This window comes from Microbulbifer aggregans (genome assembly GCF_001750105.1).
Classification (GTDB): domain Bacteria; phylum Pseudomonadota; class Gammaproteobacteria; order Pseudomonadales; family Cellvibrionaceae; genus Microbulbifer; species Microbulbifer aggregans.
In genome coordinates this window covers 2,663,529-2,676,911 of record NZ_CP014143.1, presented here as the reverse complement: position 1 = coordinate 2,676,911, position 13,383 = coordinate 2,663,529, and the positions used below count along the sequence as shown (strand labels likewise).

Genomic DNA, 13,383 nt, shown 5'->3' with positions numbered 1-13,383 from the left:
ACTGTGCACGCTCAATAGTCCCGCAAATTGAATAAATTCATCGAGAGAGTGTGCTCTTCCAGCTGCTCCAACTCGAGCAGGCGCTCGAACGTGTCTCGAGCGGAAGGGGTATCGGCGTCCAGCAGCAGATCCCGATAGTGGTCGGCAAGATAGACCTCGATATCCATTGCCAGCTTGGCAATCTCATCCAGATCATTAAGGTCGACATTACGCAAGCGCTGTAAAAATTCCGGCTCGCGCCCCTCAGGCGCAAACTGTACCCACGTTCTCAGGGCTCCCGGATGCACATCGTGGAGAAGGTTGTCGAGGGTATGGGCCATTGCCTCTTCGCGGCGATGCAGTTGATCCAGCAGCAATTCAATACGCTGATCCGACACCAGCTGTTCGTATTCCCCGTACTGCTTTGCCAACCGGGCGTGGAACGCCTTGTCCTCTTGAATAACTTCGCCAACTGTTTTGTAGCGCATGCAGCTGCCCCGAAAAGAAATACCTCCCGTTCAGTATAGGCAGCAAGACAGAATACCCGCCAATAAACCGCTAGCAGCGGAGCCTACGGAGCTGACTTACCAGTCGACAGCCGGGACTGGAGGGGTTGATCGCCGCGGGAGCAGACCGGAGCAGATGCCGTCGCTCGAGGGGGGCCGCACTCGCCGCCAGCACGCAATTTTCGTAGCCTGGAAGTTCCGCCGTCCAACTGCCACCGAGCCGCTGTCGAATCCCGGCAGATCGCCAGGCGCTGTCCAAAAGCTCGCCGCGGCTGCCAAAGTTCGCGATCACCAATCCGGGAGAGGCACCCTGCCCTCCACTGCTACGAGCCAGACGCAGCAACTGTCGGCACCAGGTCTCATCCGCAGCAACAGCCCGCTCGGCGACGCCGTCGCAGTGTCCAAACAAGTCGTCGATGACCAGATCAAATCCGAGGTTGTGCGAGTCACTCAGGTAATCCGAGACATAGCTGCGGGCGTCAGCACAGACCAGCTCGGTGTCATGCACACCGAAGTGATTCCGAGCGACTTTCAGGTGGACCGGATCGAGGTCCACACCGACCACCTTCTCTGGCGCAACAAAGCGCTGTAAAAGACGGATCAGTGCACCGCCGCCGACCCCCAGCAGCAGTACCGAGCGAACCCGTTCAGGCGGCAGGAAAAAAGTGGGCAGGAAGAGCAGCTCCCAAAGGGAACCCTTCAGCGGGTCGCGTTCGTTCCACTGGGAGTGGAAAACACCGTTGCTGTATAGCCGGATACTGGCACCGTGACGGCGCACCTCATAGTGACTGCCGCCGGTGCGCTTCTCCCAGACCAGCGCCATCAGGCGCCGGACAGGTCGCTGTTCTGCAGGAGGACTTCGGCAAAACCTTTCAGTCCGGCCAGGTCCTGTTCGGTAAAGCGCGCCAGAGAGGGACTGTCGATATCCAGTACTCCCAGGCAGCGGTCACCATCGTAGAGCGGGATCACCACCTCGGACGCAGAGACAGCGTCGCAGGCAATGTGCCCGGGGAACTCGTGAACGTCCTCGACTAGCTGCGCCTCGCCCGTGGCTACGGCTGTACCGCAGACCCCTGCACCAACCGGGATGCGCGTGCAGGCCGGCTTGCCCTGGAATGGGCCGAGGATCAGCTCGTCACCGCGCAGGAAGTAAAAACCGGTCCAGTTGATATCAGCCAGCTCCATAAACAGCAGCGCGCTGGCGTTGGCAGTATTGGCCAGCCAGTCGCGCTCTTCCGAAAGCAGGCCCGCCAGTTGGGCATGGAGAGAGGTATAGAAATCGCTGGAAGACATGTAAGGCGTCCCAAAGCCGGCACCAGTCGTACCGGGTAGTGTTTGTTGGCCTCGGGTCAAACGTTACCGGATAGTCACCGGCAGCGGTCCGAGGCCTTTCGCGTCAACTCCTTAGTGGGGCCACTGCACACAGATTCAAGGGAGGGTCATTCCGACGCAATCGCAATCACTGATAGGGGTCGACGGACTCCCCTTTTTCACTCTGCGGTCCAGACTCGCGGCGATATTCTTCGGCATCGACCGTGGGGCGGCTCCACTCGGGATCCTCTTCACCCTCCGCGTCACGACGGATCGCTGGCGGTGCACTGGTCACGTCTGAGGCAATCAGTGCCCGACCGTCCCGGCCTGTGACTTCTTCCGTCCTGCTCGTAGTGGCCGCAGGCGCCGGCTGCGAGCGGCGCGGGCTGGCAGCCATTTCCTTGAGCCCGGGTCGACGACGCTCCGCCAGCTTGGTCGCTTCCAACTCCCCACGCAACTTGTTCACCTCCGCCTGCAGGTCGCCCAGTTGCGCCTGAAGTTCGGTGATCTGGGTCAGCACACCTTTGACCTTGCGGCTCTCCTGCTCGTACAGCATGGCTGCGCCACCGAAGGCGATCACGAAAATGACGAGAATCGAAAACAGACGCATGGGCTCTCCAGTTTTTTTGCCCGCCGGTGCTTTAGGCTGAGCAGCTGAGCGATAGACTGATGATCAAAAGAAAGTAATAACGAAATTTATTCGTATAGTCCTTGATCAGCTGCACACTTGGCAAGTTTCCTGGTGAGATCGGCACCTACGCCGGCTCACCTTCCACAAGCTCCATAAAGTCCAGCGATGCCTGCTGTCGAATCGTTCGGCGGTGATTGGCCCAGAGTTCGGCAATACGCTCACGATTACAGACCTTGCGATCGACATAGACCCGGGTGTTCAGCTGCCCAACCGGTGAGGCGCTGGGACACTTGCTGAACACAAACTGGTTGGAGATCAGGTCCATGAAGGGACCGGACTTGCTGCTGGGCATAATGAACAGCAGCTGCAGGCCCAGAGTCTCTGTCAGGTAGCGAATGACCTCTTTGGATCGAGTCTCATCCATTTTCGAGAAGGCTTCATCCACCAGCACCATCTGCAGGTGGCTGCTGCCCTCATTGAAGCGGAAAGCGGAGGTCACCGCCGCAGAGCGAATAATGTAGGCCGGCGTCTCCAGCTGACCGCCGGAGCCGGTACCGTATTGGCTTAGAGCAATAGGCTCTTTGCCCTCCGGCTCTTTGTAGATTTCGTAATTGCGATAGTTGCGGTAGTCGCTGATGCGATCCAGCTCCCGCCGCGCCACCTGCTCATCCTCGCTCAACAGCATGTTCAACAGGCGATCGCGGACCTTCTGGTGGCGTTGGTCCAGGTCCGCATCGAAGAGACTCTGCTCCTCACCGAGACTCGGCAATTCGATCACCGCGCGGAAGAAATCCCAGTACTCCTTGAATTCAGGCACCCAGCGGTAGGCGAAACGGAACCGCTCCCTGTCCGCACCAAAGCGGTGGTGCTCCAACTCCTTGTTCAGGTCATCCAGCACCTGCTTACCGTCGTTGATGGACTGGTAGATCGCATGGCACAGGTGGGTGACAAAAGTGGTGTTGAAGGACTTCTTCAGTCCCAAAAGCTGCTCGTGGCGATCCACCAGAAGATTGTTCTTCAGGCGATTGCGCAATGCCTCCACCTGGTCGTACAGGCCAGAGACCAGCCGGAACAGCCGTTCATCATGACCCGATGTCAGATCAGGTTCGAAGGCAAGAGAATCACCGGTAGAGCCTTCCGCGTTATATTCCATCACCGCACGATCCAGCTGGCGGCAGTACTTCTCCAGACGGCCCTGCCACTCTTCCAGCTCTGCACCGAAGTCGAAATTGTCCCCGGCCCGCTCGACCTGCTCATCGGCCGTCTGCAAGATCTGCTCAGCATCGTAGTCTGGTGTGATCTGCGCGATACGTTTCACCGCGGCTTCACAATCGGAGAGGGCCTCGTCCAGCGCGTCCAGCTCGCCGGAAAGCGCCTTCAGCTGCTTGCCGGTGTTCTCCAGGTCCCGCTCCAGCTTGCCCGCTTCGTGTTGCAGGCCGGACTGCTGCTTTTGCTGTAACTGTAATTGTTCCCGCAAATCGGCGACCTGCGCTTCCAGATGCTGGCTATCGGCCAGGTCCAGGTTTTCCAGCGCCTGTTCGGCGCTACGCCATTCCCGCTGGGCAGCCAGTGCCGCGTCCACTACCGAAATGAGTGACAGCTCCTGCAGATCACGCACCGCAGCCGCCACCCGGCGGAATAGCTGGTACTGCTCGTTGACCTGCCCCGCCTCCACCAACAGCTGCTCCATTGCGCGCTGCTGCGCAGCCAGTGCCCGGGCCCTCGCACCCTGGCCGAACACGAGCTCCCCATCCTCGATATCGCAGCGCCACATGCTGTAACTGCCACTGGCCACCCCTTCGGCGGTGAGGCCACGGCGAGTCTGGCGAAGCTCCTCCTCATCGGCTACCTGCTGCACCGAACCATAGGAGGCGCGCAGATAATACTCGGCAGTCTTGTGGTTGAACGACATCAGCTCGACGATGGAGCCCTGCGGGATGGTCGCGCGCTCCGCGTCGCGGCGTGCCTTGTCCCCCTGGATGACCCGGGCCCGGCTGCTGCGTCCCGGCAGGTTGCGCACGATGCGAATGGCCGCAGCCTCGTGCTCAGGCTCGACCAAGATTGCGAACCGCGCACCACCCAGGTATCCCTCGACCGCCATCTGCCAGCGCTCGTCGAGTACCTCCACGTAGTCGCAGAGTACCCGCGGCTCCGCAGCCGGACATTGCTCACGGATCGCCGCTACCGCCTGCTCCACCGACTGGGGATAGCGCACGCGGTTGGCCTGCAGATGGTGAATACGATTTTCCTGGGCATGTAGTTGTTTCTGCACCTGCTGAGCTTTCATCTCCCAGCGAGATACCTGCTGGGCAATCTGTTCTCGCAGGGAGAGACTGTCACTGGCGTCCCCGCCGGCGCTAACCAGCTGGCGCATCAGACGGCTGTGAAGTTGCTCCGTGGCAACGGTCCGCTCGCGCAGCGGGTCAAGTGCGGAGAGATCAATCCAGTCCTTACCCAGTAGTTTGTGCAGATCCGGCAGATCTTCTTCCTTCGCTACCTGCCGAACCGCCTGCACCAGGGACTTATTCCTGAGGGCCGGAATTTCCAGCTCGGCCGCCGAGCCGTTCAGCAGCTCAACCAGCTTGGCCGCCGCTTCTCGATTGCGCTGCCACTGATCCTGAGCTGCGGAGAGCGGGCCGCCCTGCGCCGACAACTCTCGGTGCGCGCGGCTGATCCGCTGCTCCAGCTCATCCTTGTTACGCAACGCGTCGATACCCAGCCGCTGTGCCTGCAGCTCTACCAGCTGACGGCTGAGCTCCTCGCTGCGCTCGGCCGCCAGTTGCGTTTCCCGTGCATTGGTGTCCAGCCCGGCGCGCAATTGCTGCTGATTCTGCTTGCCGGCCAGGTAGGTCTTCTGCACCCGCAGCTGCTGATGGCGTGCCTGCAGGTATTCCTGCACCCGCAGTTGCAGCCACTGCTCCCGATATAGGGAAGCCGATTGGCCGATCTGCTCGAGCGCAGAAACCCGGTCAACGATCTGGCGGGCCTCCTGCTCCATGGCGTGGATGGTTTTCATCAGCTCGGAAACCGAGCGAATGGCCTCGCCGAGATCGCGCTTTTCCAATACTTCCTGAGCAACGAAATCGTTGATGCTTTTTACCGGCTTATACGCCATGAAGTTGGCAAAGGTGCGCGCGGCGTGCATCGCCTCACGGTCCGGAACAGCATCCCGGCGGCCACGCAGGGCGCCGTAAAGCCGGCGCAGGTAAGCCTTTTTCTTGTCGTACTGCTCGACTTTCTCGAAGTGTTTGGCCAGTACGGAATAGAACTTGTCCAGCGGCAGCAAATGGCGCCCGTCCTTGTACTCGCGGACAAAGTCACCCATGGCCAACTGCTGGTCAGGGAACAGGAAAAACTTGAGGTCGTCCTGGCGCGCCTGCGCCGGCTTGCTACTAGAATCCAGGTGGGCGCGGATGGCCATCACCGCGGTAAACGGATCGCTGTCTTCACCGCTGGTCGGATGAAAAACACCGGCGATGTAACAATCGGTCGGATCCAACCGAGCAAAGCTACCATCGTCACAACCCAGCACATAGGAGGCAAGTGTCCGTACCTGCTTGCCACCACGGCCGCGCTGGGTGGTTTCGTCCTGGCCCGGGTTGAAGGTAAACAGCGTATCGTGGGCAGCGGTCATCAGGGTCTGAATGGCATCCGCCGCCGTGGTCTTGCCCGAACCGTTGCCGCCGGAAAACAGGTTGATAGGCCCGAACTCGTATTCCAGCTGCGGGATATTGCCCCAGTTGATCAGGATCAGCTTCTTAAGAAACACCGTCGGCCTCCCCCTCTTCAGTGATCAGCTCTGCGGCCAATTCACCGGTTTCGCTATCAGCCGCAAAAAGGCTGTGCTCATTGGTCCCGGGCGTGATTCGCTCGATATTTTCTCTGGCAGCGCCCTCGCCTTCCTTACCGGCATCACTGCCAGCAGGTGCTTGATCCTGTGCGGGATTCGCCTCCGATGTGGAAACATCTCCCTCCAGGAGCTGCTCCAGCACACTCTCGCTGACGAAGTGCGCAATGGTCGGCCGCACTCGCAGCCAGATCTCGGCCAGGGTCTCCGTCTCTTCACCGGCAAACTGCACCAGGCGCAGCTGTCGCAGTTTTTTCAGCAGGTTGCGCCGTTCAGCCAGGCGGTCCGGCAGGGACATTTTCAGCAGGTTACGCAGGCCCAGTTCCAGGGCTTCGAGGGACAGGGTCACACAACCGCTATCATCCACCTGCCCTTCGCGAAGGGCTTTGTCGTACTCCACCCGCAGCACCAGGATGGCCGCCACCTCCTGCTGGGAGAGTCGACCCCGGAAACCGCCGTGGTGCGGCTCCTCCTGGTCCGGCATCGCCGGCACTTCGGCGCCCGGCGGATACAGGCGGATGAACTGGAAGCGGCTATCGTGCTGCAGGCGCAAACCGAGTGGCGCCAGCCACTCGCGTATCAGCGCCTCACAGCGCTGGAAACGGTCGTAGAGGGTCGCCTCCACCTGGCTCTCGTCACGGCAAATTACGCCGTAATCCATCAGGCGCACCAGCAACTCGGAGAATTCCCCGCGCGTCACCTGGCACTGCGCCAGCGCTTCTTCCAAGGCCTGTTCAATCACTGTCTTTCAGCTCAAGGTAATATTCATCGAATTGGTCAAAGTAATCGTTACTGGCTGTCTCGCCAGTAAATTCCACGGCAACGCGTGGACCACCACCCTGACTGACCGCCGCCGCTTCAAGGGCATGACTCATGGCAAGCAGGTCGCGGGCATTGTCCAGAGGCAGCTCACGACTGTTGATGCGACGGCCGCTGCCGAGTGCTTTTTGCAAGTAGTCACGCAGGTCGCGGGAGTTGAAATTGAATGCCTGGTCCAGCATCTGCTGCAGGAGAATCTCGCGGCGATTATCCTCGCCCAGCGGCTGCTCTTCCTCCACCCGGGTATTGACGGGCTGGCGCCGCTGACGCTGCCACAGTTGAGTCTGCCTGGGGTCGAACAGGCGCAGCTGGAAGCTGCCCAGTTGCTGCCCGAGGTGGCTCAGCAGTTCATCGCGCTCGGGGTTCTCGCCCAGCTGCTGGCACAGATCGGTGAACGCGCCCTCCGACTGGCTGTGGAGGTAACTCAATTGGCGGATGATGATATCGGCACGCTTGGTGAACCCGTGCAGGGCGTGACGCAATGCGGGCAGCTTCACTTCACAGGCCCGACGCATGCGGTCCTCGATGGTGTCCAGCATCCACCACAGCAGTGAACGCCCCTCTTCCACCAGCTCCGGCAACAGTTGCCGCAGCCGGCGCTCCCACTCCGCTTTCTGGGCTTTATCCTTGCGGCGGATACGTGCGATCACCCGGCCAATGGCATCCCGGTGTTTTTCCACACTGTCCGCTGAGAGACGGATCGCCAGATCCGGTTGGAAGCGGCTTTCCATGAACGAGAAAAACTCATCCGTAGCCTGCTGCACCAGCAGCTGCGCCTCCACCTCACGCACCAGCTCCCGCTTGCGCTCCTCCAGCTCCGCAATCATGTCCGTGAAATCCGCGACGATCCGCTCTGAATATTCCCAGGCATCGATCAGGTCATGGATTTCACCGCGGCTGGCGAATGCTTCCAGCGCATTGAGGGTATTGCGGGTATTGCGGTGGCGGGTACGCACGCGTGTGCTGTTCACCTCTACCAGGGGCTGGGTGAACAGGCGCCCACGACGGCTGAACGGGTAGGTAGCGACCAGCGTGGCACTGTCCACCTGTTTCTCCAGCCAGCCGAACTCCACCAGGCTGTTGAGGACCCAGACCGCCTGCTCGCGCAGATTACGGAAACGGTGCTCTTTGGCTCCAGGGCTCTTCGGTCGGATGGCGTCTTCCGGTCCGTCATCGCTATCCAGCTGCGGCGCACGGGTCAGTGCCTCGCTGAAGATCTCGAGGATCTGCTCCCGCGCCAGGGACTCGCCATAATCCGCCTTGGCGGTATACAGGCGCTCATAGAGTAACCGCAGGCACTCTACGACCTGTTCGCGATACTTACCGGTAAGGGGACGGAAGAAATGCTGGTAATGGTCGGCGAAAAACAACCGCTGACTTCCGCTTACTCTTCGTCCGGCTTCTGGTTCAGGACACAGTACTTGGTGTAATCACCGGCATCTTCCAGGGTCCACTTGCCCTTGGGCATTTCGTCCATTTTCTTGCACCAGGCTTCGGAACCGCGCTTGGGTTCACAGCCGGTCATAGCGACCAGGGCAGAAATCGCAGTGGCGAGGATCAGGAATTTTTTCATGCTGCTTTCCATTTTTAATACAATTTATTCTGTTGTTCTCTGGGCAATTGATATCGACAGATCCCAAGCTGGAACAGGCTATTCCCTGCGCCACTTGGTACCTTCGCGGCTGTCTTCCAGCACTACACCCTTGGCCTTCAACTCTTCGCGGATCTCATCGGCGCGCGCGTAGTTCTTGTCCTTCTTGCTCTGCTGACGCTCGGCGATCAGCGCCTCGATCTCTTCCTCGGAGATGGACTCTTCGCCACCGCGAGCCTGTTTGAACCAGGCTTCCGGGTCCTGTTGCAGGATGCCAAGCATCTGCCCGGCCGCCAACAACAGGCCCTTCTGCTGGGGCTTGTCCGACTCATCGGTTCGGTTCAGCTCCTTCGCCATCTGGTGCAGCTCGCTGATGGCAACCGGCGTATTCAGGTCATCTTCCAGGGCCGCCAGGAAGGGACTGCCAGCAAGGTCGGACTCTGCCGAAGTGACATCCTCTACATCCCGAAGGAAACCATACAGGGTATCGAGACTGCGCCAGGCTTGGTCCAGCAGGTCCGCGCTGAAATTCAGCTCCGAACGGTAGTGCGCGCTCAGCAGGGCAAAGCGCAGCACCTCGCCCGGATACTGCTGCAGCAGGTCGTTGACCATGCGGAAGTTACCCAGGGACTTGGACATCTTCTCGCCGTCGATATTCACATAACCATTGTGCATCCAGTAGCGCACGAAATCGGAGCCATTGGCACAGCAGCTCTGGGCCCGCTCGTTCTCATGGTGCGGGAAGGTCAGGTCGCGACCGCCACCGTGGATATCGATGGTTTCTCCCAGGTGCTTCTTGATCATGGCCGAGCACTCCAGGTGCCAGCCCGGACGGCCACGGCCCCAGGGGCTATCCCAGCCGGGCTCGTCATCCTTGGACGGTTTCCACAGCACAAAGTCACCGGCGTATTTCTTATAGGGTGCCACTTCCACCCGGGCACCGGCCAGCATGTCATCCAGGGACCGCTTGGACAGCTTGCCGTAGTCGGGCATGGAATCCACGGCGAACAGCACGTGCCCCTCCGCCGCGTAGGCATGCCCCCTCTCCAGCAACTGCTCGATCATGGCGATCATTTCCGGCAGATGCTGGGTGGCGTAAGGAATGATGTCGGGCTCCAGATTGTTGAGCGCCGCCATATCCTCAAAGTAGGCCTGGGAAAAACGGGCAGACAGTGTGCCGATATCCTCACCCTGATCGCGGGCTGCCTTCATGATCTTGTCGTCGATATCGGTGATGTTACGCGCGTACACCACGTCGCTGTAGTTGCGTTTCAGCAGGCGGTAAAGGGTGTCGAACACCACCGCTGGCCGCGCGTTACCGATATGCACCCGGTTGTAGACGGTGGGGCCGCACACATACATGCGCACCCGGTCTTCCACCAGCGGCTTGAAGGGTTCTTTCTGTCCGGAGAAAGTGTTGTGGAGCTGTAAAGCCATAAATCCTTTCGCGCTTTCTTTCGTTTCAGCCCGGCTCGCGGGCCCGATCAACCAGATTCCGGCCTACGCCGGAATCCGGAGAAAAATTGAGTTACTTGTTCTGCTCTTTGGCCCAGGAGTCGCGCAGGCCGATAGTGCGGTTGAAGACCGGCTTTTCCGCACTGCCGTACTTGTTGTCACGACAGAAGTAACCGTTCCGTTCGAACTGGTAACCCTGCTCCGGCTCGGCATTGGCGAGGCCAATTTCAGCCTTGCAGCCAGTGAGCACTTTCAGGTTTTCCGGGTTCACATGGTCGAGGAAGTTTTTGCCTCCGGCATCCGGTGCGGCATCGTCAAACAGGCGATCGTACAGGCGCACCTCGCAGTCGACGTTGTCATCGGCGGACACCCAGTGGATAACACCCTTTGGCTTCACACCGTCGGCCGGGTCCTTACCGAGGGTATCCAGATCAACAGAGCAAAGCACTTCAACGATTTCGCCGGCATCGTTTTTCACGACTTCTTCCGCCTGAATCACGTAGGCGTTGCGCAGGCGCACTTTCTTGCCCAGTACCAGACGCTTGTACTTCTTGTTGGCCTCCTCGCGGAAGTCCTCTTTCTCGATGTACACGGTACGGGTAAACGGCAGCTCGCGGGCAGGTAGGTCTTCCCGCACCGGGTGGCCCGGTGCGCTCAGCATCTCTTTCTGCCCTTCCGGGTAGTTGGTCAGGGTCACCTTAAGCGGCTCCATCACGCACATGGCCCGGGGCGCGTTCTTGTCCAGGTCATCACGGATGCAGTATTCCAGCATGCCCACATCCACCACGGAGTCGGAGCGAGTAACACCGATCATCTCGCAGAAATTGCGGATCGCTGTCGGAGTCACGCCGCGGCGACGCAGGCCAGAAAGGGTCGGCATGCGCGGATCGTCCCAGCCGTCCACATGCTTCTCGTCCACCAGCTGCTTCAGTTTACGCTTGGAAACCACGGTGTAGTTCAGGTTCAGGCGCGCAAACTCGTACTGGCGCGGGCGGGCCGGCACTGGCAGGTGCTCGATAAACCAGTCGTAGAGCGGCTTGTGATCCTCGAACTCCAGGGTACAGATGGAGTGACTGATCCCCTCGATGGCATCCGACTGGCCGTGGGCGAAGTCGTAGCTGGGGTAGACGCACCACTTATCACCGGTCTGGTGGTGGGCCATCTTCTTGATACGGTAGATCACCGGGTCGCGCAGATTGATGTTCGGCGCCGCCATATCGATCTTGGCACGCAGGCTGCACTCGCCCTCTTCCATCTCACCGTTCTTCATCTGTTCGAACAGTGCCAGGTTCTCTTCGACAGACCGGTCGCGGTAGGGACTGTTCTTGCCCGGCTCGGTCAGCGTGCCGCGGTGCTCCCGGGCCTGCTCCGGGTTCAGGTGGCACACATAGGCCTTGCCCTCGCGAATCAGGTGAAGCGCCCACTCGTGGAGCTGATCGAAGTAGTCCGAGGTGTACTTGGCGCCGTCGGCCCACTCGAAACCCAGCCAGGAGACGTCCCGCTTGATGGAGGCCACATATTCCTCTTCTTCTTTGGCGGGGTTGGTGTCGTCAAAGCGCAGGTTACAGCTACCACCAAACTCCTGGGCAAGGCCAAAGTTCAGGCAAATAGACTTGGCGTGACCGATGTGCAGGTAGCCGTTTGGCTCCGGCGGGAAGCGGGTCACCACCTGGGACACCCGGCCCTCGGCCAGATCTTCGCGAATGATGTTCTGCAGAAAGTGAGCGGGTTTGCTCTCGGATGTCATAAGATTCTCTACATACAGCTGCGGCGAGGAATGGGAGGTCTTTCCTGCCATCCCGTGGGTCTGGTTAAGCGGCGGATTATAGCGCAGTTGCGCCACAGAACACCGGTTGACAGACTGATGATCGCACCAGAAATCAGCGCCGCACATTTTTTGAACAACTGTCGTTGTGATAGGTCCGATTTTTTTGATCCCACCGGGCGACAAGGTATGATGCGCGCCGAGTTGAACCTTTAGGACGTTTTATGATCACCCTGCACACCACCCACGGCGACATCGCCATCGAACTCGATTTTGACAAGGCTCCGAAGACTGCAGCCAACTTCCTGCAGTACTGCCGTGACGACTTCTACACCGGCACCATCTTCCACCGGGTGATCGACAACTTCATGGTCCAGGGCGGTGGCATGACGCCGGAAATGGAGCAGAAAGCCTCCCGCGAGCCGATCGAGAACGAAGCCGACAATGGCCTCAAGAACGACACCGGCACTCTGGCCATGGCCCGCACCATGGATCCGCACTCCGCCAGCTCCCAGTTCTTCATCAACGTGAAGGACAACGACTTCCTCAACTTCCGCAGCAAAGATGCACAGGGCTGGGGTTACTGCGTATTCGGCAAAGTGGTCGACGGCATGGACGTGGTCAACAAGATCAAGAGCGTCAAAACCGGCAGCAAGGGCTTCCACCAGGACGTGCCGCTGGAGACTATCGAGATCACTGGCGTGACCATCTCCGACGCCTACGCGGACAAGTAAGGCCCGGTTTTGACTGCCTACATCATCTCCGACCTGCACCTGGACGAGAGCCGCCCGGCCATTACGGCGGCTTTCTATGAATTCCTGCGTACCAGAGCCGCGGGCGCCGAGGCCCTGTATATCCTCGGTGATTTCTTCGAGGTATGGGTCGGCGATGATGATGACTCCCCTTTCGCCCGGGAAGTGGCGGAAGAACTGAGCCGCTACAGCGGCACCGGTGCCGAACTGTACCTGATGCACGGCAACCGGGATTTCCTCCTCGGGGAAGACTTCGCCCACCGCGCCGGGGCGGTGTTGCTGCAGGACCCAAGCCTGGTCAATCTCGGTGGCCGCAAGGTGCTGCTGATGCATGGCGACAGCCTCTGCACCCGGGACACCGAGTACATGGCTTTTCGCCAACAGGCCCGTGACCCGCAATGGCAGGCGGCCCTGCTGGCAAAACCACTGGACGAGCGTCGCCAGATCGCCGCGCAGATCCGCGCTGTTTCCAAGTCCATGAATAGCCGCAAGGCCGAAGACATCATGGACGTGACGCCGGAAGAGGTGGAAAAAGCCATGCGCAATCACGGCGTACACACCCTCATCCACGGCCACACCCACCGCCCCGCCCGCCACACACTCACCGTCGATGGCGAGAACGCAGAGCGCATCGTCCTTGGCGACTGGGGTAAAGACGGCTGGTGTATCCGCGCCGACGACAAAACCCTCGAACTGATCCACTGGCCCATCACTTCCTGATATTCTC

The 13,383-nt window shown here is 59.9% G+C and carries 12 protein-coding genes; 2 read left to right on the top strand and 10 right to left on the bottom strand.

The window, feature by feature from the left end; translation table 11 throughout:
• Positions 1-11: 11 nt before the first annotated feature.
• The 10 genes from AUP74_RS11630 to AUP74_RS11585 all read right to left on the bottom strand — a co-directional run bounded on the left by AUP74_RS11630 (position 12) and on the right by AUP74_RS11585 (position 11,886).
• Entirely contained in the window at positions 12-467 is a 456-nt protein-coding gene (locus AUP74_RS11630) for a hypothetical protein (RefSeq protein ID WP_069947717.1), read from the bottom strand.
• A 70-nt stretch (positions 468-537) separates the two neighbouring features.
• On the bottom strand, positions 538-1,308 hold the full coding sequence (locus AUP74_RS11625; protein WP_069947716.1) for a class I SAM-dependent methyltransferase: 771 nt from the start codon (positions 1,306-1,308) through the stop codon (positions 538-540).
• On the bottom strand, positions 1,308-1,778 hold the full coding sequence (locus tag AUP74_RS11620; protein WP_069947715.1) for a GAF domain-containing protein: 471 nt from the start codon (positions 1,776-1,778) through the stop codon (positions 1,308-1,310). The genes AUP74_RS11625 and AUP74_RS11620 overlap by 1 nt, the downstream gene beginning before the upstream one ends.
• 166 nt (positions 1,779-1,944) lie before the next feature.
• Positions 1,945-2,406 carry a hypothetical protein gene (locus tag AUP74_RS11615; RefSeq protein ID WP_069947714.1) on the bottom strand — a complete coding sequence of 154 codons (462 nt, stop codon included), beginning with the start codon at positions 2,404-2,406 and terminating at the stop codon, positions 1,945-1,947.
• A 145-nt stretch (positions 2,407-2,551) separates the two neighbouring features.
• A complete protein-coding gene (locus AUP74_RS11610; protein ID WP_069947713.1) occupies positions 2,552-6,196 on the bottom strand; it encodes an ATP-binding protein in 3,645 nt (1,214 codons plus the stop codon).
• Positions 6,186-7,016: a DUF4194 domain-containing protein gene (locus AUP74_RS11605; RefSeq protein ID WP_069947712.1), complete on the bottom strand. Its 831-nt coding sequence runs from the start codon at positions 7,014-7,016 to the stop codon at positions 6,186-6,188. The genes AUP74_RS11610 and AUP74_RS11605 overlap by 11 nt, the downstream gene beginning before the upstream one ends.
• Complete coding sequence (locus tag AUP74_RS11600) at positions 7,009-8,463, bottom strand: Wadjet anti-phage system protein JetA family protein (protein ID WP_069947711.1); 1,455 nt, start codon at positions 8,461-8,463, stop codon at positions 7,009-7,011. Before AUP74_RS11600 ends, AUP74_RS11605 begins: the two co-directional genes overlap by 8 nt.
• Positions 8,464-8,477: 14 nt before the next feature.
• Entirely contained in the window at positions 8,478-8,666 is a 189-nt protein-coding gene (locus AUP74_RS11595) for a DUF3012 domain-containing protein (protein WP_069948857.1), read from the bottom strand.
• A 78-nt stretch (positions 8,667-8,744) separates the two neighbouring features.
• Positions 8,745-10,121 (bottom strand): cysteine--tRNA ligase, encoded by a 1,377-nt coding sequence (gene cysS / locus AUP74_RS11590; RefSeq protein WP_069947710.1) that lies wholly within the window; start codon positions 10,119-10,121, stop codon positions 8,745-8,747.
• A 91-nt stretch (positions 10,122-10,212) separates the two neighbouring features.
• Complete coding sequence (locus tag AUP74_RS11585) at positions 10,213-11,886, bottom strand: glutamine--tRNA ligase/YqeY domain fusion protein (RefSeq protein WP_069947709.1); 1,674 nt, start codon at positions 11,884-11,886, stop codon at positions 10,213-10,215.
• A 242-nt stretch (positions 11,887-12,128) separates the two neighbouring features.
• Here AUP74_RS11585 and AUP74_RS11580 point away from each other — a divergent pair, with 242 nt between their 5' ends.
• Positions 12,129-12,638, top strand: coding sequence for a peptidylprolyl isomerase (locus tag AUP74_RS11580; protein ID WP_069947708.1), 510 nt, complete (start codon positions 12,129-12,131; stop codon positions 12,636-12,638).
• Positions 12,639-12,647: 9 nt separating this feature from the next.
• Complete coding sequence (locus AUP74_RS11575) at positions 12,648-13,376, top strand: UDP-2,3-diacylglucosamine diphosphatase (protein ID WP_069947707.1); 729 nt, start codon at positions 12,648-12,650, stop codon at positions 13,374-13,376.
• Positions 13,377-13,383: the final 7 nt, after the last annotated feature.